The sequence below is a fragment of the Microvirgula sp. AG722 genome, assembly GCF_003269145.1.
In the GTDB taxonomy this organism is placed as follows: Bacteria; Pseudomonadota; Gammaproteobacteria; order Burkholderiales; family Aquaspirillaceae; genus Microvirgula; species Microvirgula aerodenitrificans.
In genome coordinates this window covers 1-22,768 of record NZ_QLTJ01000013.1, presented here as the reverse complement: position 1 = coordinate 22,768, position 22,768 = coordinate 1, and the positions used below count along the sequence as shown (strand labels likewise).

At 64.3% G+C, this 22,768-nt stretch carries 19 protein-coding genes and 1 pseudogene; 13 read left to right on the top strand and 7 right to left on the bottom strand.

The features are described 5' to 3' along the window. Positions 1 to 3: 3 nt before the first annotated feature. The 4 genes from DFO50_RS19215 (at position 4) to DFO50_RS14540 (ending at position 3,655) form a co-directional block, all read left to right on the top strand. Complete coding sequence (locus DFO50_RS19215; protein WP_156952502.1) at positions 4 to 171, top strand: hypothetical protein; 168 nt, start codon at positions 4 to 6, stop codon at positions 169 to 171. A gap of 302 nt (positions 172 to 473) precedes the next feature. Further along, entirely contained in the window at positions 474 to 2,087 is a 1,614-nt protein-coding gene (locus DFO50_RS14550) for a methyl-accepting chemotaxis protein (protein WP_112692785.1), read from the top strand. Between the two features lie 205 nt (positions 2,088 to 2,292). Beyond that, the gene (locus DFO50_RS14545; RefSeq protein WP_112692784.1) at positions 2,293 to 2,970 is read left to right on the top strand and encodes a type 1 glutamine amidotransferase domain-containing protein; all 678 of its coding nucleotides are present in this window, start codon (positions 2,293 to 2,295) and stop codon (positions 2,968 to 2,970) included. A 64-nt stretch (positions 2,971 to 3,034) separates the two neighbouring features. Further along, entirely contained in the window at positions 3,035 to 3,655 is a 621-nt protein-coding gene (locus DFO50_RS14540) for a glutathione S-transferase family protein (RefSeq protein ID WP_112692783.1), read from the top strand. Between the two features lie 70 nt (positions 3,656 to 3,725). On the opposite strand, the gene DFO50_RS14535 is transcribed toward DFO50_RS14540, so the two are convergent. The 5 genes from DFO50_RS14535 to DFO50_RS14515 form a co-directional block, all read right to left on the bottom strand. Continuing rightward, positions 3,726 to 4,121 carry an antibiotic biosynthesis monooxygenase gene (locus DFO50_RS14535; protein ID WP_199489843.1) on the bottom strand — a complete coding sequence of 132 codons (396 nt, stop codon included), beginning with the start codon at positions 4,119 to 4,121 and terminating at the stop codon, positions 3,726 to 3,728. A gap of 217 nt (positions 4,122 to 4,338) precedes the next feature. Next, on the bottom strand, positions 4,339 to 5,235 hold the full coding sequence (gene pdxK, locus DFO50_RS14530; RefSeq protein ID WP_112692782.1) for a pyridoxine/pyridoxal/pyridoxamine kinase: 897 nt from the start codon (positions 5,233 to 5,235) through the stop codon (positions 4,339 to 4,341). Then, on the bottom strand, positions 5,232 to 5,942 hold the full coding sequence (locus tag DFO50_RS14525; protein ID WP_112692781.1) for a glutamine amidotransferase: 711 nt from the start codon (positions 5,940 to 5,942) through the stop codon (positions 5,232 to 5,234). Before DFO50_RS14525 ends, pdxK begins: the two co-directional genes overlap by 4 nt. 38 nt (positions 5,943 to 5,980) lie before the next feature. Continuing rightward, positions 5,981 to 7,036, bottom strand: coding sequence for a 2Fe-2S iron-sulfur cluster-binding protein (locus DFO50_RS14520; RefSeq protein WP_028499014.1), 1,056 nt, complete (start codon positions 7,034 to 7,036; stop codon positions 5,981 to 5,983). After that, positions 7,033 to 7,986 carry a diiron oxygenase gene (locus DFO50_RS14515; protein WP_028499013.1) on the bottom strand — a complete coding sequence of 318 codons (954 nt, stop codon included), beginning with the start codon at positions 7,984 to 7,986 and terminating at the stop codon, positions 7,033 to 7,035. The genes DFO50_RS14520 and DFO50_RS14515 overlap by 4 nt, the downstream gene beginning before the upstream one ends. Positions 7,987 to 8,659: 673 nt before the next feature. Between DFO50_RS14515 and DFO50_RS14510 the strand changes: the two genes are divergently transcribed. Then, positions 8,660 to 9,949, top strand: a complete 1,290-nt coding sequence (locus DFO50_RS14510; RefSeq protein WP_028499012.1) for a serine hydroxymethyltransferase — start codon at positions 8,660 to 8,662, stop codon at positions 9,947 to 9,949. Positions 9,950 to 9,965: 16 nt separating this feature from the next. Here DFO50_RS14510 and DFO50_RS14505 read toward each other — a convergent pair whose 3' ends face one another. Further along, positions 9,966 to 11,462, bottom strand: a complete 1,497-nt coding sequence (locus DFO50_RS14505; RefSeq protein ID WP_028499011.1) for a PLP-dependent aminotransferase family protein — start codon at positions 11,460 to 11,462, stop codon at positions 9,966 to 9,968. Between the two features lie 134 nt (positions 11,463 to 11,596). Here DFO50_RS14505 and serC point away from each other — a divergent pair, with 134 nt between their 5' ends. The 8 genes and pseudogenes from serC to hisC all read left to right on the top strand — a co-directional run bounded on the left by serC (position 11,597) and on the right by hisC (position 20,761). After that, a complete protein-coding gene (gene serC / locus DFO50_RS14500; RefSeq protein ID WP_112692780.1) occupies positions 11,597 to 12,679 on the top strand; it encodes a 3-phosphoserine/phosphohydroxythreonine transaminase in 1,083 nt (360 codons plus the stop codon). Between the two features lie 138 nt (positions 12,680 to 12,817). Then, positions 12,818 to 14,074 carry a benzoate/H(+) symporter BenE family transporter gene (locus DFO50_RS14495; protein WP_028499009.1) on the top strand — a complete coding sequence of 419 codons (1,257 nt, stop codon included), beginning with the start codon at positions 12,818 to 12,820 and terminating at the stop codon, positions 14,072 to 14,074. Next, positions 14,074 to 14,913 carry a YggS family pyridoxal phosphate-dependent enzyme gene (locus DFO50_RS14490; RefSeq protein WP_112692779.1) on the top strand — a complete coding sequence of 280 codons (840 nt, stop codon included), beginning with the start codon at positions 14,074 to 14,076 and terminating at the stop codon, positions 14,911 to 14,913. The genes DFO50_RS14495 and DFO50_RS14490 overlap by 1 nt, the downstream gene beginning before the upstream one ends. 55 nt (positions 14,914 to 14,968) lie before the next feature. After that, positions 14,969 to 16,183 (top strand): aspartate aminotransferase family protein, encoded by a 1,215-nt coding sequence (locus DFO50_RS14485; RefSeq protein WP_107890046.1) that lies wholly within the window; start codon positions 14,969 to 14,971, stop codon positions 16,181 to 16,183. 5 nt (positions 16,184 to 16,188) lie between these two features. Beyond that, positions 16,189 to 17,418, top strand: coding sequence for a tryptophan synthase subunit beta (gene trpB / locus DFO50_RS14480; protein WP_112692800.1), 1,230 nt, complete (start codon positions 16,189 to 16,191; stop codon positions 17,416 to 17,418). Beyond that, positions 17,415 to 18,140: pseudogene (gene trpA / locus DFO50_RS19430) on the top strand (tryptophan synthase subunit alpha); the annotation flags it as partial. The gene trpB and the pseudogene trpA, both read left to right, overlap by 4 nt. A 141-nt stretch (positions 18,141 to 18,281) precedes the next feature. Beyond that, positions 18,282 to 19,550: a serine hydroxymethyltransferase gene (gene glyA, locus DFO50_RS19425; RefSeq protein ID WP_028499006.1), complete on the top strand. Its 1,269-nt coding sequence runs from the start codon at positions 18,282 to 18,284 to the stop codon at positions 19,548 to 19,550. 119 nt (positions 19,551 to 19,669) lie between these two features. Further along, positions 19,670 to 20,761, top strand: coding sequence for a histidinol-phosphate transaminase (gene hisC / locus DFO50_RS14470; protein WP_028499005.1), 1,092 nt, complete (start codon positions 19,670 to 19,672; stop codon positions 20,759 to 20,761). 91 nt (positions 20,762 to 20,852) lie between these two features. Here hisC and DFO50_RS14465 read toward each other — a convergent pair whose 3' ends face one another. Then, positions 20,853 to 21,575, bottom strand: coding sequence for an autotransporter outer membrane beta-barrel domain-containing protein (locus DFO50_RS14465; RefSeq protein ID WP_028499004.1), 723 nt, complete (start codon positions 21,573 to 21,575; stop codon positions 20,853 to 20,855). Positions 21,576 to 22,768 lie beyond the last annotated feature (1,193 nt).

Genomic DNA, 22,768 nt, shown 5'->3' with positions numbered 1-22,768 from the left:
GCCATGATCGGTCTCAGGATGCTGGGCGCAGGCTGCCTGGTGGCCGTGCTGCTGGGGGTCTGGGTCATGATCGATGCGTGCTGGCAGCGCCGCTGCCGCCCGGGCCCCCGTCGCGACGCGCCGGCCTGCCGCGCCTGCCGCCAGCACGACTGTCCGCGGCGACAGGATTGACGCCATGCGGCAGCGCCAATGGCGACATGCTTCGTCGGATCGGCGCCATGCCATATGACAGACACCTTCCATTCCGGATCAGGCAATCATTTCTTTATCGGTCCCATTCTCCGCCTGATTTATGCCGCCAGCGCCACTCTGAATAAATGAAAAACACCGGAAACCGGAAACTTTCCGGCCCCTCCGCAATGGAGCGGGCGGGATCCGGCCATGCAGCAACAAGCGTAATATATCGGCGCCGGAATAATTCCGGCAGCCAGAATGACCATTGCAATTCCAAATAAATATCAAATAAATCGAAAATGACAATATCAAAAAAGCTTTTTCTGACATTGAGTGTCGCATTACTTTCATTGTTGCTGGTCGGCGGCTACGGCATCTGGCAACAGGGCCGGGCACAGGATCAGCATGAAGCCATGATGAACAGTATTTTCCCCAGCCTGAATGACATTTCTCTCGCCCAGCATGGTCTGGCCAATGTACGGGTCGGGCTGCGCGACCTGCTGCTGGCGGAGGGGGAAGACGAGCACAGTGCGGCCCGGGCCAAGATTGCCAAAGGCAAAAAGGCTTTTGACACTGCCATCGCCAATTATCAGGCCAACAATATCTACAATGATGAAGACCAGAAAAAGCTGAATGATGTCCGGGATACCGGCGCACGCTACTGGGACGCGATCCAGCCACTGATTTCCCGGGTGAACTCCCTCGATCATGCACACGAGGTTGCCCTGATACGCCAGGCCGTGCCACTGTCGCATGCCGCCGAAAAAGCGCTGGATGACCAGTATCAGCTCAATCAGACGCTGACCATAAAAGATGCGGCCGACAGCCGGGCCCATTATGAAAGCACGCGCAATCTGTCCGTGCTGTTTATCGGTCTCGTATTCGTGCTGACCGGTTGCCTGTCGCTCCAGTTGTTCCGCACCATCAACAATGGGCTGGCGCAAATCCGCAATGCACTGAAAACTGTCAGCGAGACCCTGGATTTCACCGGGCGCACGCCGGTGACAAAGCGGGATGAAGTGGGCGAAGCCTGCGAAGCGCTCAATCAGCTGCTGGAGAAACTGCAGACCAGTTTCCTGGCGCTGCACAGCGTGGCGCAGGAAGTCGATGTTGCCTCGCAGGCCCTGAGTGATACTGCCCGCCAGGTCTCGGCGGCATCGGCGGCACAGAGTGAATCCGCCTCGAACATGGCGTCGACCGTGGAACAGATGACCGTCAGCATCAACCATGTGGCCGAGCAGGCCCACGAGACCCGGCAGGGTGCCCACGAAGCCCGCGCCCTGGTGACGTCGGGCTCGGAGATCATCCGCAGCACAATCAGCGACATTCACGAGATTTCCCAGGTGGTCAAACACTCCGTCGCGCATATCCAGCAACTGGAGTCCAGGAGTGCGGAAGTGGGCACGGTGGTCAATGTCATCCGGGACATTGCCGACCAGACCAATCTGCTGGCACTGAACGCGGCCATCGAGGCCGCCCGGGCCGGTGAACAGGGGCGCGGCTTTGCCGTCGTGGCCGATGAAGTGCGCAAGCTGGCCGAACGGACGGCGAAATCGACCCAGGAGATCGCCGCCATGATCGAGTCAATGCTGAACATGGCCAAACAGACCGTCACCCAGATGGAGTCGGCCGACAATCTGGTCGAAACCGGCGTCTCCCGCGCCGATGGCGCCAGCCGCGCCATCGAGGAAATCGGTACGAATGCGGAAAAGGCCGCTGTCAGCATTACCGAAATCTCCGCCGCGATCCAGGAACAGGGCGTGGCCAGCAACAATATCGCCGCCCAGGTCGAACAGACCGCGCAGATGTCGGAAGAATCGAGCACGGCGGCCAGGAATACCGCGGAAAGCGCCGAACGGCTGGATGCCCTGGTCAAGCAGCAAATGAGCACGCTGGCGCAATTCCGGGTCTGAATCACCGTGTAGCGAGCGCCGAGCAGTTCCGCACCACCTTCGTCCCCGGCCAGCGCCGGGGTTTTTTCATGGCGCCGGACAGCGAGCAGCAAACATTTACTAGACGACCGGTCTATTCGGACTATACTTCGTCCGTCACCAGGCCGGCACAGCAGGCGTTCCGCCTCCTCGCCGGCACCGTTTTGCTGCACAAGGAATCCCCGCCATGAACATCCTGATCGTCCTCACCTCGCATGACCGCCTCGGCGACACCGGCAAGAAAACCGGTTTCTGGCTGGAAGAATTTGCCGCCCCGTACTACGTGTTCAGGGATGCCGGCGCGCAGCTGACGCTGGTTTCGCCCCTGGGCGGCCAGCCGCCGCTGGACCCGAAGAGTGACGAGCCCGACGCACAGACACCGGCGACCGAACGCTTCCGCCAGGATGCCCAGGCCCGGCATGCACTGGCCCATACCGGCAAGCTGGCCGATGTCCGTGCCGACGACTTCGATGCCGTGTTCTACCCCGGTGGCCACGGCCCGCTGTGGGATCTGGCCGAAGATCCGGCCTCGATCGCGCTGATCGAAGCCTTCGAGCGCGCCGGCAAGCCGCTGGGGCTGGTCTGCCACGCGCCGGGGGCGCTGCGCCGGGTGCGTACGGCCGATGGCCTGCCGCTGGTCAAGGGTCGGCGCGTGACCGGCTTTTCCAACAGTGAAGAAGCAGCGGTGCAACTGAGCGAGGTGGTGCCGTTCCTGATCGAGGATGAATTCACGCGTCTGGGCGGACAGTATGAAAAGGGCGCGGACTGGCAGCCGCATGTCGTGGTCGATGCCCGCCTGATCACCGGCCAGAACCCGGCCAGTTCCGAAGCCGTGGCCATGGCCATGCTCGAACAACTGGCCTGACGATCGCCCCCCTGCCCGGCCAGCCGGCCGGCAGGACTTCATCCCGCACAAGGCCCCGGTCACCATGATCAAGCTGCACCACCTGAACCACTCCCGCTCCATTCGCACACTCTGGCTGCTGGAAGAAATCGGCCTGCCGTACGAGCTGGTCGCCTATCGTCGCGATCCGCAGTCCCATTTTGCGCCGCCCGCACTGGTGGCCATCCACCCGCTGGGCAAATCCCCGGTCATTGAACTGGATGGACAGCTGATTGCCGAGTCCGGCGCCATGACCGAAGTGCTGATCGAGCGGTTTGCCCCGCATCTGGCGCCAGAGCGGTCCTCGGCCGACCATGCCGCCTACCTGCAGTGGATTCACTTTGCCGAAAGCTCGGCCATGCTGCCGCTGCTGCTGAAGATTTTCAGCAGCCGGGAATCGGCCGCGCTGACCTTCCTGCCCGGCTATGCCCAGCAGGAGTGCGACAAGGTTCTGGGCTATCTGGAATCGTCGCTGGCGGGCAGGACATACCTGCTTGGCGAGCGCCTGAGTGGTGCGGATTTCATGATGGTGTTCGTGGCCGAGCTCGCCCTGCGTCTGGAGCGGCCGGAAAACTACCCGAACCTGCAACGTTATGTGTCCGGGCTGAGGGAACTCGACAGCTGGAAAAGGGCGCAGCAGGTCGAGCAGCAGCAGTATTCGTCCTGACCGGGGTAACAACAGGGGCTTGAGGCGCAGGGAAACGACCGCACGCCCAAGCCCTGCCTGCTGCCCGGGTCTAGTGGCGACCGATCAGGCTGTCTTCCGGCGCCTGTTCGCGCTGATGCAGGCCATAGTCGCGCATGACGGACGTCACGCGCACCCGGTAATCAAGGAAGATCTTGTCACGGCCGGCTTTCTGCGCGGACAGGTGCGCCGGCACGTTCCGCCACTGCTTCACCGCCTCCTCATCGCGCCAGGTCGTGACCGACATGACCTTTTCGGGATTCAGCGTGCTTTGAAAACATTCAACCGAAATAAACCCCTCGATCGGTGCCAGAAGCGGCTGCAATTTGTTCACCAGATCCACATACGTCTGCTGTTGCCCGGGGGCAGCCTGCAATTCAAACAGCACAACAATCATTTTTGACTCCTTGGCTGACTTCAAGAAAGAAACCCGCGCCTCATCGGTCATTGCCCGGTTATCCGGCAAGCAGGCACGATCCGTTTTTTATAAGCGGCGGCAGGTTCCGGAAAACAGCGCTGGAAAAGCGGCAGAAAATGGCATGCCCGTTGCAGGCATGCCCGTATTCGCGATTTCCCGTGGTTCTGTTTCCCGCTCTGTTTATACCGTGCGAATGGACTGACAAACCGGTCCAATTGCAACTGAATAAACAGACCACTTTCCGGTATCAGGGTGTCATTGCCCTGATGTCATGGATGCCAGCCAGCGAGCGCCCCGGTGTCAGCACCAGCTCGTTGCAGCACGCGGCGCGGGTCTGTTCGAGCACCTCGACCACCCGCGAACCGGCCAGCGAGACGGCATCAGGCAGCGCAATACCGTCCAGCAGGCTGGCAGTCAGGCTGGCAGCGAACAGGTCGCCGGTGCCCTTGCACGCGCAGTCGACCCGGGCGTGGCGGAGGGTCACGCTCTCCGTCGCCGTGACCAGTGCCGTTCCCATCTGCCCGTCCGGCCAGGCCGCCGGCGCCGCGCTGGTCACGGCCACCCAGCGGGTGCGCGCCCCCAGCAGTTGCCGTGCGGCTGCCATCGCTTCTTCCTGGCGCCCGGTCGGCATGCCGGTCAGCTGCGCCAGTTCGTAGCCGTTCGGCGTCAGGCCGGTCGCCAGCGGCAGCAGGTACCGGCAATAGGCGTCGACCAGACCGGGGGCGACATAGGTGCCGACGTCGACATCGCCGATGACCGGATCCACGACCACCAGCAGCCCTGGCATTTCCTGCTGCAGGCGGCCGATCCAGCGCGCGAGGACGGCGGCGTGATCGGGATGCCCGAGATAGCCGACCAGAACGGCGCGCAGGCGTTGCAGCGCCCCGCGTCGCCCGAGGTCGTACAGATAGCCTTCCAGCCATTCGGCCGGCACGGCGCCGCCATGGACGCTGGGATAATGCGGGGTATTGCTGAGCAGTACCGTGGGTACGGCGGCCACGCTGAGGCCGCCATCCTGCAGCACGGGGACAGCCACATTGTTGCCGACCCGCCCGTAGATGACCTGGGACTGCACGGAAACCACATCCAGCAGATACGGATGCGGTCCCCGCGCCGTCCCGGGCAGGGTGACGTCCTCCGTCATGCCGGCGTCTGGTGGTCCAGCTGGCGCAGCCAGTCCGCCATCACGCTGCGTGCGGCCGTTGTCAGGCGGTCACCCAGACGGGCGGCGTCTTCCCGCAGCGTGCGCGGGTCGATGCCGGCCTGCCCCAGCTCGCTGGCATGGCCAACCAGCCAGCTTTCCAGCTTGTGCACGTCGGCTTCGAGGTGGCACTGCAGCCCGAGCACATTGGCGCCGATGGCGAACGCCTGGTTGGCTCCGACTGCCGTGCTGGCCAGCCGGACACCACCGGCGGGAATGTCGAACTGGTCGCCATGCCAGTGCAGGACCGGGGTGTCCCCCAGCGTGGCCAGCACCGACTCGCGGCCTTCCGGCGTCAGCGTCAGCGGAGAGAAGCCGATTTCCTTGACGCCGAGCGGATAGACTTTGGCCCCCAGCGCGCGTGCAATCAGCTGGGCGCCCAGGCAAATGCCCAGCATCGGCTTGCCGGCCGCCAGCCGCTGGCGCACGACGGCCAGTTCGCCTTCGAGGAAGGGATAGATCTGTTCGTCGCAGGCGCCGATGGGGCCGCCCAGCACGATCAGCAGGTCGGCATTCCGGACCGCCGGTCCGTCCAGCGCGTCCAGTGCCGGATTGAGGTACTGCACCTGGTAACCCTGTTCGAGCAGTACGGCATCGAGCGTGCCGACGTCCTCGAAGTGAATGTGGCGCAGTGCAATCGCTGTTTTCATACAAATCCTCATTGGAATAAGAGAACGGGAAGCGGGGACTAGGCGGCGGATTTCAGATCGACCGTCAATTCGCCGGACAGGGGAAAGGTACAACAGGCAAGGGCATAGCCGTCTTCCTTGTCGTCATCGCTGAGGCAGAAGTCGGGCTCGAACCGGCAATCGCCGGCGGACACCCGGACCCGGCAACTGCCGCAGATGCCGGCCCGGCACTGACTGCGGACCGGCACGCCGCTGGATTCCAGCATGTCCAGCAGACTCTTGCCCGGCGTGGTCTCGATGACGGCATCACTGTCGGCAAGGCGCAGGCGCAGCGGCGCTGCCGCTTCGCCCTGCCGGATCTCTGCCGCCGTCGGCGCGTCCGGCGGGGTGAACGACTCGATCAGCAGCCGGGCGGCGGGGAAGATCGTGGCCGTCCGCTCGCGGAAGGTCTGGGCAAAGGCATGACTGCCGCAGATCACCACCGCCTGCGGCTGCTTCAGGATATGCAGGGCATCCGCCGGCGGGCGACCGGACATGAAGTGACCGCTGTCCTGAATGCACTCGCGGGTGACGAAGACGCGCAGGGAGAACCACGCCATGGTCAGGTCCAGCTCCAGCAGCTCGTGCAGGAACGGGATGTCGACCACCCGGGGCACGCACAGCATCAGCACCACCTCCGGCACGCGCAGCCCGCTGCGCGACCGGGTCGCCAGTTCCCGGAGCAGCGCGATCGGCAGCGTGATGCCGATGCCACCCGCGACCATGCCGACATGCTCAAGGTCGACAATCGACGCCAGCGAGATGTCACCGGCCACATAGTTCAGCGGCACCATCGACCCTTCCTGCAGGGTCGAATGCAGTTGGTCCGAGACCCCGCTGCGGCCCGAACGCTTGACCGCGATCTCGAACAGATCGTCATCCTGCCGGCGGGTGATCGAATACAGCCGCTCCTGCAGGGTGCCCGAGGTGTCCGGATAGTGGATCGCGACATGCCGGCCGGGCTGCAGCGTACTCAGAAAGCCGGCATGCGCGTCCTGCGCCCGCAGCGTGAAGACCTTGACCCCTCCCACCTCCGGGACGGCGCGTTCGCAACGCGCCTGGACCACGGTGTTCATGCACGGACCTCCTGGCGCGAGGCGGCAACGGGATTCGAATGGATCTTGCCGGCCAGGCCGATCCGGTCAAGAAGGCTTTCGACCGATTCGGTGTAGACGCCGATCTCGTTGGTGTCGCCGACATCGTGCAGGATGTCGCGGGCGTGCGGGAAGTCCAGCATCGAGAACACGGTGGACCAGGCCCCGAGTTCGTTGTTGGCGAACATCTGCACGGTCTTGACGATGACCGCGCGCAGGTATTCGCGTTCCTTGCGGCTCAGGCCGTGAACGATGTCGGTCGCCACAAAGCTGAATACGCTGGAGTGGCTCCATTCGTCCATGGCGTGGGTCCGCGTGACTTCATGGCAGACGGCCTGGATCGAGTCATCCTCGGCCATGGTCTTCAGGTAGTCGGTAATCAGGGTTTCACTGGCGCAGGCAATGGCGAAACGCGTCAGGCGGCGTTCCCACTCGGCACCGCAATCCGCCAGCAGACCGTCGCGCCAGCGAACCAGATTGAAGTCCGAGAAGTCGAGCGGCGGAAGGCCGCGCATATCGTAGATATAGTTGCAGGCCATGATCGACATGCGCGTATGCAGGGCTTCGTCCAGCAGGGTTTCCGACATCACGTCCTGCAGCAGCGCGCGATTGGCGCTCGGCGGCGGCGTCTTGATAATGTCTTCGCACACCGGGGCCACCACATTGCACTCAATATAAATGGTTTTCAGGTTATAAATTCCCCAGGCGTACGAGAGGCATTTGGACTGCAGTTCTTCTGGCGCTTCCAGCCAGGCCTGATGGTCGCGGAACGGCAACAGGGACGTACTGAAATCCTTCTTGGCCGGATCAAAGGCCAGACTCCAGTAGTCAGGCTGTTCCCGATTGACTGCTGCACGGCTTTTCCACAGCGTGGACAGCTTGTTCAGCATGACATGGACGGCATCATCGGTACCTGCATTCAAATGTTTCATTTTCAATCTCCGGCTTGCAGACTGGCTGCGTTTTTCAAGTATGAAAGTTGCGTTATATTTTTATTATTTAACGTTTCCCGAACCGGTAATAACCGGCGGGTAAATGGATGAATCTTTTATTTCGGTACATCACGATTGCAGCACCACGACGGGGCTGATCGCTCACGACTCAGGCTCGCCCGTTATTCGGGCGACAATCGTTTCAACAGTGAATGGCACATCGCCCGATGCCCCTGCACCGACGGTGGCAGGGGAAACAGTAGCGAGTACGAGAAAGTTGCAGTGAACAGGCGGGGTGGTCGGCCGGGCCATTTTCCTGCAGCGCAGAGGCACGGATTCAAGTGTCGGCGCGGCAATGAGGGTATGCCAGGATCATCCCCGCAAAAATACTATTCCCAATATGGTCTTTCGTAACAGTCCATTTTCAGCGACAGGACCAGACCACCTGCCGAAATCTGCTGCACTGCAACGACAGAAAAGTGGTCTGTACGGGTCCGGAAACACGGTATATCCCGCCCGTTCGCGGCCAGATTAGGATGGGGTTCTGCATTTGAGCCCATGGACAGCCCGATCGTCCTTATCAGCACAGACGGCAATCCGCGTGGCCGGCAGGCCGCAAGACGCCCGGATTCGCCGGTCTGCTTCAATCGACACAGGAAACTACATGCCGAGAATGGCGAACACAGACGGTCTTGCCCTGCCCGCCGTGGGCTCCCTCACCCTGCAACAGGCCGACCGGGACCTCTGGGGCGTCATCGACGCCGAACGGCAGCGGCAACAGCACTCGATCGAACTGATCGCATCGGAGAACTTCGTCAGCCGCGCCGTGCTTGAAACCCTGGGCTCGGTGCTGACCAACAAGTATGCAGAAGGCTATCCGGGCCGCCGCTACTACGGTGGCTGCCTGCATGCCGACACTGCCGAGAACATGGCGATCGAGCGGGCCACGCGCCTGTTCGGTTGCGAATACGCGAATGTGCAGCCGCACTCGGGCAGCCAGGCCAACCAGGCGGTGTTTCTTGCCTTTCTGGCGCCGGGCGACAAGGTTCTCGGTCTCGACCTGAAGGCCGGCGGGCACCTGACCCATGGCGCCAGGGCCAATATCTCGGGGCGGTGGTTCCAGGCCATCAGCTACGGGGTCGACCCGGTGTCGCACCGGGTCGACATGGACGAGGTCGAACGGATTGCCCGGCGTGAACGGCCCCGGCTGATCATCGCCGGCGGATCGGCTTACTCGCGCACCCTCGACTTTGCGCGCTTCCGCGCCATTGCCGACGATGTGGGCGCCCTGTTCATGGCGGATATGGCGCACGTTGCCGGGCTGGTCGCCGGCGGCGTCTTCCCGTCGCCGGTCCCGTTCGCCCATGTCACCACCACCACGACCCACAAGACACTGCGCGGGCCGCGTGGCGGCATGATCCTGGGCAATGACGGCGAGATCATGAAGAAAATCAATTCGGCCGTATTTCCCGGCCTGCAGAGCGGCCCGCTGATGCACATCATTGCCGCCAAGGCCGTAGCGCTGGGCGAGGCGCTGCACCCGACATTTCACGCCTACGCCCGGACCGTGGTCGAGAACGCGCAGGCCCTGTGCGGCCGGCTGGCGGAAGGCGGCCTGTCCATCGTGTCCGGCGGTACGGACTGCCATCTCGGCGTGATCGATCTGCGCCCCTGGGGGCTGGCCGGCAATGTGGCGGAGCATGCGCTGGAACAGGTCGGTCTGACCCTGAACAAGAATACCGTGCCCAACGACGAAACCGGGCCGACGGTCACCTCCGGCATCCGGGTGGGCAGCGCGGCCTGCACCTCGCGCGGCATGGGGCCGGACGAGTTCCGGGAAATCGGCGACATGATCCTTGCCCTGCTCGGCGGCGTGCGTGCCGGCGCCATCGACAGCCGCACGGAAAGCTCGATCCGCGAAGGGGTGGCGGAGCTGACCCGGCGCTTCCCGCTGCCCTACTGAGCACGCAGCCCGCCGGCTACTTCTTCAGCGCATTGGCCAGACGCAGCATGGCCGCCTCGATTTCATAGGCAGTCAGCGACGCATAACCGAGCAGCCAGCCCTGCCGCTTTTCCTCGCCGGCGTACAGCCGGCTGAGCCCCGGAAGCAGTACGCCGGCGCTGGCCGCCTGGCGGATGGTCTTTTCCTCCGACCAGCCGTCCTCCAGCAGGCACAGGACCTGCATGCCGCCCTCCGGCTGCAGCGCGGTCACAATGCCGGCCAGGTGCCGATCGATGGCTTCAAGCAGGATTTCCCGGCGCCCGGCATACAGCTTGCGCATCGCCCGCACATGGGCGTTGTAGTGTCCTTCTTCCATGAAGCGCGCCAGGGTCAGCTGCAGAATCTGCGGCGTGTGCCCGTCCATGATGCTGCGCGCGCGGGCGAAGGCGCTGACCAGCTCCGGCGGAATGACCATATAGCCCATGCGCAGGCCCGGATACAGCGTCTTGCTGAAGGTGCCGATGTAGATCGTGCGCTGGTACTTGTCCAGGCCCTGGACACAGGCCGTCGGCAGGCCGTCGTAGTGGAACTCGCTGTCGTAGTCGTCCTCGATGATCCACTTGCCGTTCTCCGCCGCCCAGCTGATCAGCTCCAGCCGCCGTTCAAGCGACAGGGTCGCTCCGGTCGGGTACTGGTGGGATGGCGTCACGTAGACGCAGTCGGCACCGCTGCGATCGGCCCGCAACAGATCGGTGCGGATGCCCTGCGCGTCGACGTCGATCGGCACGACCCTGGCCTCGGTCGACTCGAACGCCTTCTTGGCACCGTAGTAACCCGGGTTCTCCATCAGGATCGGCCGGCCGGCATCCACCAGCAACTGGGCACACAGGAACAGGGCCTGCCGGGTGCTGCTCAGCACCAGAATCTGCTCCGGCGCAGCCTTGGCGCCGCGTTCGAGGTTCAGGTAGGCGGCAATGGCCTTGCGCAGCGGCATCGCCCCCTGCGGATCGCCGTGCAGCAGCACCTGGGCGCGGTAGTCCTTCAGCGCCTGGCGCTGCAGCCGTTCCCAGACATCGGTCGGAAAGGTGCGGGTTTCCGGCAGGCCGGTGGCGAACGCCTTGATCACCTGCTGGTCGATGGTGCCGCCGCTGTCGAGAATCATCCGCCCGCGCCGGCTCAGCCCCGCCCCCGGTTCCATCGTGCTGCGCTTGTGGTCCTGGAGCTTCATGCGCTTGCGCGCCGCGCCGCGCAGTTCGGTACCGACGGTTTCGGACACATAGCTGCCCGAGCCCTTCTGCCGGGCGATGAAGCCGTCGCGATGCAACTGCACATAGGCGTTCTCGACCGTATCGCGGGCCACGCCGAGCGAAGTGGCCAGCGCCCGCGTCGCCGGCAGTTTCACGCCCGGCCCCAGGGCGCCGTCGAGGATCAGCGCACGCAGTGCGCGCTGGATGCGCTGGTGCAGGTTCAGCAGCTCGAACTCGGCATCGTTCAGCCGCATTTTCAGGGTTTCAAGCTCGAATGTCTTTGCCATGTGGTCTGCCTGACAGGGTGGAAATGGCCCACTAAATCAGGCCATCTTATCCATAGACTGTGCGGGTCGTCACTGCCTTTGTGACTGGCGATGCCACGCATCGCGAACTCATCCGAACAGGCTCAGAAAAACGTATGGCAAGGTCTCACAACTTCAGCGCGGGCCCGTCCGCGCTGCCGATGGAAGTGCTGCGGGAAGCGCACCGGGAATTTTTCGACTTCGCCGGCACCGGCATGTCGGTGATGGAAATCAGCCATCGCTCGGGGACATTCATCGAGCTTGCCCGCCAGGCCGAACAGGATCTGCGCACCCTCCTGAAGGTACCAGACCATTACCGGGTGCTGTTCCTGCAGGGCGGCGCCTCGCTGCAGTTCTCGCAGGTGCCGATGAATCTGCTGCGCGGCAAGCGCACGGCGGACTATCTGCACACCGGGCTCTGGTCCGGCAAGGCCATCCAGGCCGCCAGCCGCTACTGCGACGTCCGCGTCGCGGGCAGCAGCGAATCGTCCGGTTTCGACCACATCCCCGACGCCGCAAACTGGCAGCTCAACCCGGATGCCGCCTATCTGCACTACACCGAGAACGAAACGGTGCATGGCGTGCAGTTCTCCACCACGCCGGATGCCGCCGTCCCGCTGGTCTGCGATGCGTGTTCGAGCCTGCTGTCCAAACCGATCGATGTGGCCAAGCACGGGCTGATCTACGCCGCCGCGCAGAAGAATATCGGGCCAGCGGGCGTCACCGTCGTCATCGTGGACGAAGCGCTGCTTGATGCGCCGCTGAACGTGACACCGGACGTGCTGAATTATGCCCATCAGGCACGGGCGGACTCGATGCTCAACACCCCGGCCACCTTCTCCTGGTACCTGACCGGGCTGACCCTCAAGTGGATCAGCCGCTCCGGCGGCATCGAGCAGATCCACCGCGCCAATCAGGCCAAGGCCGAACTGCTGTACCGCACGATCGACAGCAGCGACGGCTTCTACGTCAACCCGGTGCAAGCGGCCAGCCGCTCCATCAACAACGTGCCGTTCGTGCTGGCCGACCCTGCCCTGGAAAAGACCTTCCTGCAACTGGCCGACCGGGCCGGGCTCAACGGACTCAAGGGCCATGCGTCGGTCGGCGGGATCCGGGCCAGCATCTACAACGCGATCGGTCTGCCCGCCGTCGAGGCGCTGACCGACTTCATGCACGACTTCCAGCGCATCCATGGCTGAGGCACTGCCGGGGTGCGCTGCACAAAGTGGTCTGCCCGAGCCGTCCAAAGTGTAGGGGCCACACCGTCCAGTCACGCGATATAAATTCACCACCAGTCTATGCCGGGCACATTGTCAGGCAGCGGAGATCAGAAAATCATGTCCTCTTCAGCTTCGTCTTCATCCCTTCGCCTCAGTGATCTCACTCACCCGGTCGTGGCCGGGCTGATCTCGGTCATCGTCAACTACGGCGGCACATTCATCCTGGTGTTCCAGGCCGCGAAAGTGGCCGGCCTCAGTCCGGAACTGACCGCCTCCTGGGTGTGGTCGGTGTCGATTGGTGTGGGGGTCACCGGGCTCTTCCTCAGCTGGATCTCCCGCGAGCCGATCATCACCGCCTGGTCGACGCCGGCCGCGGCCTTTCTGGTCGTCGCCCTGGCCACGACGCCGTATGCCGAGGCGGTCGGCGCCTATCTGGTCTCGGCGGCGGCCTTTGTGCTGCTCGGTCTGTCGGGCTACTTCGAACGCGTCATCCGGCTGATTCCGCCGGGGGTAGCGGCAGGCCTGCTGGCCGGCATTCTGCTGCAGTTCGGTATCGGCGCCTTTGGCGGCATGAGCATCGACCCGCTGCTGGCCGGCCTGCTGATCGTTGCCTATGTCGTGCTCAAGCGCTTCACCGCACGCTACGCCGTGGTCGGCATCCTGGTGCTGGGGCTGGCCTTCCTGCTGCTGCAGGGGCGCGTCGACCTGTCCGGGCTGGAACTGAAACTGGCCGCGCCGGTCTTCACCCTGCCGGTGTTCACGCTGAACTCGCTGCTGAGTGTCGCGCTGCCGCTGTTCCTGATCACCCTGACCGGGCAGTACATGCCCGGCATGCTGGTGCTGCGCAATGACGGCTTCAAGACCAGCGCCAACCCGATCGTGACCGTCACCGGCCTCGGTTCCCTGCTGATGGCGCCGTTCGGCTCGCATGCCTTCAACGTCGCCGCGATCACGGCCGCCATCTGCACCGGCAAGGAAGCGCACGAGGACCCGTCCAGGCGCTGGATCGCCGGGGTGGCGGCAGGGATTTTCTACATCCTGGTCGGCGTGTTCGGCGTCACGCTCGCCGCCGTCTTCATGGCCTTTCCGGCCACCTTCATCACCACTCTGGCCGGGCTCGCCCTGCTGGGCACCATCGGCGGCAGCCTCGCCAATGCCATGGCCGATGCGAAATCCCGCGAAGCCGCGCTGATCACCTTCCTGGCGGCGGCGGCCAATATCAAGCTGTTCGGCATCGGCGGCGCGTTCTGGGGCCTGCTGATCGGGCTGGTGGCCTACGCCGTGCTCAATGGCGCGCTGCCGCGCCGCGCCGCAGCCACCGACACGGTGCGTCCTGCCGCCGAACCCGCCATCAACAAAGGGGGAGCCAACTGATGCCCGCGATATCCAGCCACACCGATCTTCCGGCCTCGCCATCCGGCACCCAGACCCGGCACGACCGGCACGGCCGCTATCCGCAGGCCGATACCGTCGACGACTTCCGCCGCAACCTGGCCGTGGTTCGCGAACGCATCGCCAGCGCCTGCCTGCGGGTCGGTCGCGAACCGGCCAGCGTGCGCCTGCTGCCGGTCAGCAAGACCTTTGACGAAGCGCATGTGCGCCTCGCGTATGCGGCGGGCTGCCGGCTGCTCGGCGAGAACAAGGTGCAGGAAGCCCATCGCAAGTGGGAAGCCACGGCCGATCTGCCGGACCTGCACTGGTCGGTCATCGGCCATCTGCAGACCAACAAGGCCAGGCTGGTCGCCCGCTTTGCCGACGAGTTCCAGGCACTGGACAGCCTGCGGGTGGCCGAGGAGCTGAACCGGCGCCTGCAGGCCGAAGGCCGCGAGCTGGATGTGTTCGTTCAGGTCAATACCTCCGGCGAGGCCAGCAAGTACGGCCTGCAGCCCGAGGACGTCGCGGCCTTCCTGCACGCCCTGCCCGCCTTCCCGGCCCTGCGCGTGCGCGGCCTGATGACGCTGGCCCTGTTCTCGGCCGAGGCGGCGCGGGTCCGCGCCTGCTTTGTGCTGCTGCGGGAGCTGCGCGACCGCCTGCGCCAGGACGCCCCGCCCGGCATCGGCCTGAACGAGCTGTCGATGGGCATGTCCGGCGACTTCGAGATCGCCATCGAGGAAGGTGCGACCGTGGTCCGGGTCGGGCAGGCCATTTTCGGCGCCCGCGCCCTGCCCGACTCGTATTACTGGCCCACGGCGGAAACTGCCGCCAGCGCGTAAGCCGCCGGCCGCCGGCGGAATTCTTTTGCATCACGACCAAGCAGGAAGAAAAGCCATGAACACTTCACCCTCGTATCTCATGCAGACGTATTCGCGCCGGCCAGTTTCCTTCACCCGGGGCCATGGTGCGCGGCTGTGGGATGCGCAGGGCGTGGAATACCTGGATGCCATCGCCGGTGTCGCCGTCACCAACCTCGGCCACGCCCATCCCGAGATCGCCGCCGCCATCGCCGACCAGGCCGGCAAGCTGCTGCATACCTCCAATCTGTTCCGCATCGAATGGCAGGAACAGCTCGGTCAGCGGCTGTGCGCGCTGTCGGGCATGGAACGCGCCTTTTTCTGCAATTCGGGGGCCGAGGCCAACGAGGCGGCGCTCAAGCTGGCCCGGCTCCATGCCAACGCCAGACAGGTCGTGCAGCCGCTGGTGCTGGTCATGGAGAACAGTTTTCATGGTCGCACGCTGGCGACGCTGGCCGCGACCGGCAACCCGGCGGTGCAGCGCGGCTTCGAGCCGCTGGTACCGGGTTTTGTGCGCGTGCCCTACGACGATATCGAGGCCGTCCGCGAACTGGCGGCGCAGACCGCCGACATCGTTGCGGTACTGATCGAGCCGGTACAGGGAGAAGGCGGCGTGCATGCGGCCTCTGCTTCCTACCTTCGCGCATTGCGCCAGCTGTGTGACGAGCGCGGCTGGCTGATGATGATGGACGAGGTACAGACCGGCATGGGTCGTACCGGCGCCTGGTTCGGCTTCCAGCATGCCGGCATCGTGCCCGACGTCATCACCCTGGCCAAGGGGCTGGGCAATGGCGTGCCGATCGGCGCCTGTCTGGCGCGCGGCGCGGCCGCCAGTCTGTTCTCGCCCGGTCATCACGCCTCCACCTTCGGCGGCAATCCGCTGGTCTGCCGTGTCGGCTGCACCGTGCTCGACATCATGGAGCGCGAACAGTTGCCGGCGCGGGCCGCCGTGCTGGGCCGCCGGCTGCTGGCCGGCCTGCAGGCGACACTGGGCGATCACCCCGACGTCGTCTCGATTCGCGGCCTGGGGCTGATGGCCGGCATCGAACTGAACCGGCGCTGCGGAGAGCTGGTCGGGCGCGCGCTGGACGAACAGCGCCTGCTGATTACCGTGACCCGCGACACCACCCTGCGCCTGCTCCCGGCCCTGATCTGCGACGAAGCGCAGATCGACGAGATCGTGGTGCGCGTGGCGCGCCTGCTGGCAACGCCCGCCGCCCGGCAGAAAACCCATGAGGAGCTGCAAGCATGACCCGCATGCCACCCTGCGCCCAACCGGATGCCGCCGGCTTCTTCGGCCGCTTCGGCGGCAGCTTCATCAGCGAGACCCTGGCCGGCGCCGTCAACGAACTGCACCGGGCCTATCTGCGCTACCGGGACGATGCGGACTTCGTCGCCGAGTTCCGCGACGAGCTGGCGGACTATGTCGGCCGGCCATCGCCGGTGTACCACGCCAGACGGCTCAGTGACGAGACGGGAGGCGCGCAGATCTTCCTCAAGCGCGAAGACCTCAACCATACCGGCGCCCACAAGATCAACAATGTGATCGGCCAGGCCATGCTGGCGCGACGCATGGGCAAGCGGCGCATCATTGCCGAGACCGGTGCCGGTCAGCACGGCGTGGCCACCGCCACCATCTGCGCCCGCTACGGGCTGGAGTGCGTGATCTACATGGGCAGCGAGGACATCCGGCGGCAGCACCCGAATGTCCAGCGCATGCAGTTGCTGGGTGCGACCGTGGTGCCGGTGGAATCCGGCAGCCGGACGCTGAAGGACGCCATGAACGAGGCCATGCGCGACTGGGTTGCACATGTCGACAACACGTTCTACCTGATCGGCACCGTGGCCGGCATGCATCCGTATCCGATGATGGTGCGCGACTTCCAGACCGTGATCGGCAAGGAGTGCCTGGAGCAGATGCCGGCCCTGTTCCGGCGCCGGCAGATGCTGAAGCAGCATCCGGATGCGATAGTCGCCTGTGTCGGCGGCGGCAGCAACGCCATCGGCATCTTCCACCCGTATATCGACCACGAGGGAGTGCGCCTGATCGGCGTGGAAGCCGCCGGTTTCGGGCTGGACAGCGGCAAACACGCCGCCTCGATCCAGCGCGGCAGCGCCGGCGTGCTGCATGGCAACCGCACCCTGATCCTGCAGGACGACAACGGCCAGGTGCTGGAGACCCACAGCATCAGTGCCGGCCTGGACTATCCGGGCGTCGGACCGGAACACGCGTGGCTGCACGAGATCGGCCGTGCCGAGTATGTCGGTGTCACCGATGCCGAAGCGGTCGACGCCTTCCATCGCCTCAGCCGCGTCGAAGGCATCATTCCGGCGCTGGAAGCCAGTCATGCCGTTGCCCATGCCATCAAGCTGGCAAGGGAGATGTCCCGCGAGCAGGCCATTCTGGTCAATCTGTCCGGCCGGGGCGACAAAGACATGGACACGGTACTGGCCCATGACTGCAGCAGGGCGGGAGGTGTCGCATGAGCCGGATCGAGCACACCTTCCACCGTCTGGCGCAGCAGGGTCGGCAGGCGCTGATCCCGTATGTGACGGCAGGCTATCCGCAGGCCGGCATCACCCCGACCCTGATGCATGCGCTGGTCAGCGCCGGCGCCGACATTATCGAGCTGGGCGTACCGTTTTCCGACCCGTCCGCCGACGGCCCGACCATCCAGCAGTCCAGTGAGCAGGCACTGCTCGCCGGCATTGGCCTGCCGCAGGTGCTCAACCACGTCCGCCAGTTCCGCAGCACCAACAACCACACGCCAGTGGTGCTGATGGGCTACGCCAATCCGCTCGAACGCTACGACCAGTTGCGCCGTCCGGGCGCCTTTGCCGAGGCCGCGGCGGCGGCCGGAGTGGATGGCGTGCTGGTGGTCGACTACCCGCCGGAAGTGTCCGGCGCGCTGGCCACGCAACTGCGCCGGCACGGCATGGATCTGATCTTCCTGATTGCCCCGACGTCGACCGAGCAACGCATCCGGCAGATTGCCGAATGTGCCAGCGGCTATGTCTATTGCGTGTCCGTCAATGGCGTGACCGGCACCCGGACGCTGGACATGGCCCAGGTTCAGGACACGCTGGCGCGCATCCGCCGCCACGTGCGGCTTCCGGTCGGCGTCGGTTTCGGCATCCGCGATGCGCAGACCGCGCGCGCAGTCGCCCACACGGCAGACGCCGTCGTGATCGGCTCCTGGCTGATCGAGGCCCTGCCAGGCAAACCGGTGACAGACACGCTGGCGGCAGCCAGCTCCCTGATACGCGATGTCCGCCGGCAGATGGACCTGCCGGCGCCGACCGCTCCCCTTCAGCCCATTCCTTCATCCCGACCACAGGACCCCGTCAACATGTATTACCAGCAATCCGTGACCCTCGACGATTTCGACGCCGAACTGGCCGAGGCCGTGCGCAACGAAGAACGCCGTCAGGAAAACCACGTCGAACTGATCGCGTCCGAGAACTATGCCAGCCCGCTGGTGATGTCCATCCAGAACACAGTCCTGACCAACAAGTATGCCGAGGGTTATCCGGGCAAGCGCTATTACAGCGGCTGCGAGTATGTCGATGTGGCCGAGCGCCTGGCCATCGAGCGGGCCCGGGCACTGTTCGATTGCGATTATGTCAACGTCCAGCCGCATGCCGGCGCCCAGGCCAATGCCGCCGTGTTCCTGGCGCTGGTCAGCCCCGGCGACACCGTGATGGGGATGAACCTGGCCCAGGGCGGACACCTGACCCACGGCAACCCGTCCAACTTCTCCGGCCGTCACTACAGGATTGTCCCCTACGGCCTCGATCCGGCGACCGGGCTGATCGACTACGACGAGATGGAACGCATCGCGCTGGAAACCCGGCCGAAGATGCTGATCGGCGGTTTCTCCGCCTACTCACGCTACAAGGACTGGGCGCGCATGCGCGCCATTGCCGACAAGGTCGGCGCCCTGTTCTGGGTGGACATGGCCCACGTGGCCGGCCTGGTCGCGGCCGGCGAATACCCGAATCCGCTGCCGCATGCCCATGTGGTGACCAGCACCACCCACAAGACCCTGCGCGGCCCGCGCGGCGGCCTGATCCTGTCCCGGGGCCAGGACGAGGACTTCTACAAGAAGCTCAACTCGGCTGTCTTCCCCGGGGTCCAGGGCGGGCCGCTGATGCACCTGATCGCCGCCAAGGCCATCGCGTTCAAGGAAGCCCTGGCGCCCGAGTTCAAGACCTACCAGAAGCAGGTCGTGACCAATGCCCGTGCCATGGCCGCCCTGCTGCAGAAGCGCGGCTACAAGATTGTGTCCGGCGGCACGGACAACCACATGATGCTGATCGACCTGTCCGACAAGCCGTACACCGGCAAGGACGCCGATGCGGCACTGAGCAACGCCTATATCACGGCGAACAAGAACTCGGTGCCCAATGATCCGCGCTCGCCGTTCGTGACGTCGGGCCTGCGCATCGGCACGCCGGCCGTCACCACCCGCGGCTTTGGCGTGGAAGAGTGCGAGCAGCTGGCAGGCTGGCTGTGCGACGTGCTGGATGCGCTGGAAACCGGCAACAGCGATCTGGTGGCACGCCAGGTGCGGGAGCAGGTCACGGCGCTGTGCCGCCGCCATCCGGTCTACCAGTAAGCCGGCGCAGGGCAACCGCCCCCGTTCGGCAACGAGCGGGGGCGGTTGCAATTCACATTCAGGGGCGTATTAATAGCCGGGATTCGCGACCAGACTGAACAGACAGTGGATGTAGACGCATGACTCATGAAAGACAGAATGTGCGGCGGGCGGCCGGGTACACCCCGGGAGATCAACCGGAATGCCGGGTCGTCGCCAAGCTGAATACCAACGAAAACCCGTATCCCCCGGCCCGGCAGGTGATCGAGGCGCTGCAATCGGTCCAGCCGGATGAATTGCGCCGCTACCCGCACCCGAGCGCCCGCGCCTTCCGGGAGCTGGCGGCCAGCGTACATGGCCTGTCGCCGCAGAATGTCATCGCCACCAACGGCGGGGACGAGCTGCTGCGGCTGGCGATCAGTACGTTTGTCGAGCCCGGGCAGCCGATCGGGATTGTGCGGCCGAGTTATGGCCTGTACGGCGTGCTGGCGGAAATACACGACTCCCCCACTTTCGCCCTTCCGCTGCAGGACGACTGGTCGCTGCCGCCGGACCTGGGCAGGAAGATGAATGAAGCGGGGGTGGCACTGCTGCTGATCTGCAATCCGCATGCACCGTCCGGCACGCTGATCAGTGTGCCGGAACTCGACCGGCTGGCCAGCGAGTTCAACGGCGTCCTGCTGATCGATGAAGCCTATGTCGACTTCGTCGACCCGGCGCTGGCGCACAACACCCTGCCGCTGCTGTCCCGCCACGAGAACCTGCTGATGCTGCGGACCCTGAGCAAGGGCTATTCACTGGCCGGGCTGCGCTTTGCCTACGGGCTGGGCGCCGCCTCGCTGCTGGAGCCGATGTTCAAGACCAAGGACAGCTACAACGTCGACGCCATCGCCCAGCGCCTGGCCGTCGCCGCACTCGAAGCCGGCGACGCGGCGCGGGCCTCGGCACAGCGGGTGCGCAGCGAACGGCAACGGATGGCGCAGTCGCTGGCGGCACGCGCGCTGCCGTCCGCGCCGAGCCAGACCAATTTCCTGCTGGTCAGCGTGCCGGAATACAGCCGGGGCGGTGCCAGGGGCGTGTTCGAGGGCCTGCGGACCCAGGGCATTTTCGTCCGCTATTTCGACGAGGACCGCCTGCGGGACAAACTGCGCATCACCATCGGCACCCCGGCGGAAAATGACGCCTTGCTGGCGGCGCTGGATATGCTGGGGTTTGGCGCCGCGCACCCGTAGCGGAAAACGCCCCGGGGATGGCTCCGCTTTTCATGGTGGCGAGCGCAAATGAAAATGACCGGCCCCGGGGCCGGTCATTCTGTCTGGCTGTTCACACACACCGACAGGGATCAGAACGCCCAGCGGGCTGTCGCATGGGCGACCTGTGCCGTGTAGCCGCTGCCCTTGGTAATGCCGATCCGCCGCCGACAAAGCTGGCGCCAGAATCGATACCGGCATTCTTGAAGTCGTGATTCCAGAACAGGTTCACGTACGGCTGGACCCTGACCCCGCCGATTGACGTGTCGTGATTGAGCTGGGCCCCCAGGATGGAGCGCATGCGCTCGGCCGAATTCGAGTCCACACTCAGTGCCAGCGGGCCGCCGCCGCTTTCCGTATAGCCGTCCTGCGACACCTTGTTCCATTCCAGCTTCAGTTGCGGAACGCTGCCGTAAACGGACAGCTGCGTGCTCTTGACCCGGCAGCTGTTGCCGCTGAGCTGGTCGTTGTAGTCGACGGAGGTGTCGGAATAGCTGAGCGCGACGCCACCGACCAGCCCCGGTGCGAACTCGTGGTCGGCACCGGCGATAATGCCCCAGCCCTTGCTGTCGTAGCCGGCGAAACCGTCCCGCTCGTTCTGGCTTCCGCGCAGACTGTATGTCCTGGCCCAGACGCCATTGCGTGCCGTTTCATCCCCGGCGGCCATGCCGCGCGCCGTACCGCCTGCCGCGTTGTCCGCCAGCCGGAGACCTTCCAGACGGGTTCCGACCCGATCCATGGCACCGGTCAGGCTGCCGATGCTGGCCACCTGCAGCGCACGCGACAGTGTCGGCATCAGCTTCGCGCAGCACCAGATAGCGGTATTGCTGCCCGGCAACAAGACTGACACCGGTCAGGCGAGGGAGGGTGGACGATTGCGTCCCGGCGATGATGTCGTCCAGGCTGTTGACGGGTGAAGCCGCCGCATTCGGGCTGAACATCCCCTTGACGATCAGCAGACCATTGACCACACCGACATTCTGCAAGGACACATTGAATGTCCCCGACGTGCCGACAAAGAACGAGCCCAGTGCGCAAGTCGTGACCGAATTCACAAAGGTGAAATAGGAAACGCACAGGCAACCGCAACGTCATTCCGGCAGAACCACAGCCGTTCACACTCACCGGGCAAGGCCCCACCCGTCACGCCTCAACGGCCGCAGGCAAACTCCAGGCTCGCCTGCCCCAGCTCGCTGGCATGAACCATGAAACCGACCATAGGCTGGCTCGACACAGACGGCTTTTGCGACCAGCTGCGGTCAGCCCGCGTACCAGTTCATCGTCGAAGACCAGCACCCAGGCCACATAGCGGGTGCTGCCGGCCGGATCATTGATCACATCCCACTGCGTGCTCCGCGCCATCAGCAGGGCCTCACCCCGCCCTGCTTCCCGTCCGCAGAAAAAACATGTCATTCATATTGACCGTTCCGCTGACAACGGAATAATCCAATACGGTTTTTATCAAAAATAACTGATCTTTCATTTGGCAATCTGTTGAATGAAAATTTTTTAACGTTATTTTATGGAAAGGATTTCATGCGCTGTGTTTGTCCTAAGATTTGCATCGCATTCTATGCCATACAACACGCAAAAGACGTAAACTGCCCTGGCAGGCTTGACAGGTACAGAGGGTTTACTCAAGCACGTGCGTCATGCAGGCGATGACATAACGCTGAAAACATTTTTCCATTTCTGCATTGCCATTGCTCGCCATTTGATTGATTCAGAATGAATAAAACAGCGGAAATTGATTGCAACATCAATAACAAATTCAATCAACAGCCCCCCCGCCCCCGCTCTTTGCCACATGCCGGCGATATCGGGAAACCGGGAGCGGTGCTCCGCACAAGATAAAGAGGGAAATCCGATGAAATCTCTACGCAGCAAAATGGTGGCGTTTGTCATTCTGATCATAACGCTGCTGTCCATCCTCTTTTGCGTGGTCGTCTACAGCAAGATGAGCAGCGCGCTGCTGTCCAGCGTGCATGG

Coding starts and splice junctions, on each gene's coding strand:
- DFO50_RS19215 (WP_156952502.1), top strand. CDS start 4: ATGATCGGTCTCAGGATGCTGGGCGCAGGCTGCCTGGTGGCCGTGCTG.
- DFO50_RS14550 (WP_112692785.1), top strand. CDS start 474: ATGACAATATCAAAAAAGCTTTTTCTGACATTGAGTGTCGCATTACTT.
- DFO50_RS14545 (WP_112692784.1), top strand. CDS start 2,293: ATGAACATCCTGATCGTCCTCACCTCGCATGACCGCCTCGGCGACACC.
- DFO50_RS14540 (WP_112692783.1), top strand. CDS start 3,035: ATGATCAAGCTGCACCACCTGAACCACTCCCGCTCCATTCGCACACTC.
- DFO50_RS14535 (WP_199489843.1), bottom strand. CDS start 4,121: ATGACCGATGAGGCGCGGGTTTCTTTCTTGAAGTCAGCCAAGGAGTCA.
- pdxK (WP_112692782.1), bottom strand. CDS start 5,235: ATGACGGAGGACGTCACCCTGCCCGGGACGGCGCGGGGACCGCATCCG.
- DFO50_RS14525 (WP_112692781.1), bottom strand. CDS start 5,942: ATGAAAACAGCGATTGCACTGCGCCACATTCACTTCGAGGACGTCGGC.
- DFO50_RS14520 (WP_028499014.1), bottom strand. CDS start 7,036: ATGAACACCGTGGTCCAGGCGCGTTGCGAACGCGCCGTCCCGGAGGTG.
- DFO50_RS14515 (WP_028499013.1), bottom strand. CDS start 7,986: ATGAAACATTTGAATGCAGGTACCGATGATGCCGTCCATGTCATGCTG.
- DFO50_RS14510 (WP_028499012.1), top strand. CDS start 8,660: ATGGCGAACACAGACGGTCTTGCCCTGCCCGCCGTGGGCTCCCTCACC.
- DFO50_RS14505 (WP_028499011.1), bottom strand. CDS start 11,462: ATGGCAAAGACATTCGAGCTTGAAACCCTGAAAATGCGGCTGAACGAT.
- serC (WP_112692780.1), top strand. CDS start 11,597: ATGGCAAGGTCTCACAACTTCAGCGCGGGCCCGTCCGCGCTGCCGATG.
- DFO50_RS14495 (WP_028499009.1), top strand. CDS start 12,818: ATGTCCTCTTCAGCTTCGTCTTCATCCCTTCGCCTCAGTGATCTCACT.
- DFO50_RS14490 (WP_112692779.1), top strand. CDS start 14,074: ATGCCCGCGATATCCAGCCACACCGATCTTCCGGCCTCGCCATCCGGC.
- DFO50_RS14485 (WP_107890046.1), top strand. CDS start 14,969: ATGAACACTTCACCCTCGTATCTCATGCAGACGTATTCGCGCCGGCCA.
- trpB (WP_112692800.1), top strand. CDS start 16,189: ATGCCACCCTGCGCCCAACCGGATGCCGCCGGCTTCTTCGGCCGCTTC.
- glyA (WP_028499006.1), top strand. CDS start 18,282: ATGTATTACCAGCAATCCGTGACCCTCGACGATTTCGACGCCGAACTG.
- hisC (WP_028499005.1), top strand. CDS start 19,670: ATGACTCATGAAAGACAGAATGTGCGGCGGGCGGCCGGGTACACCCCG.
- DFO50_RS14465 (WP_028499004.1), bottom strand. CDS start 21,575: ATGCCGACACTGTCGCGTGCGCTGCAGGTGGCCAGCATCGGCAGCCTG.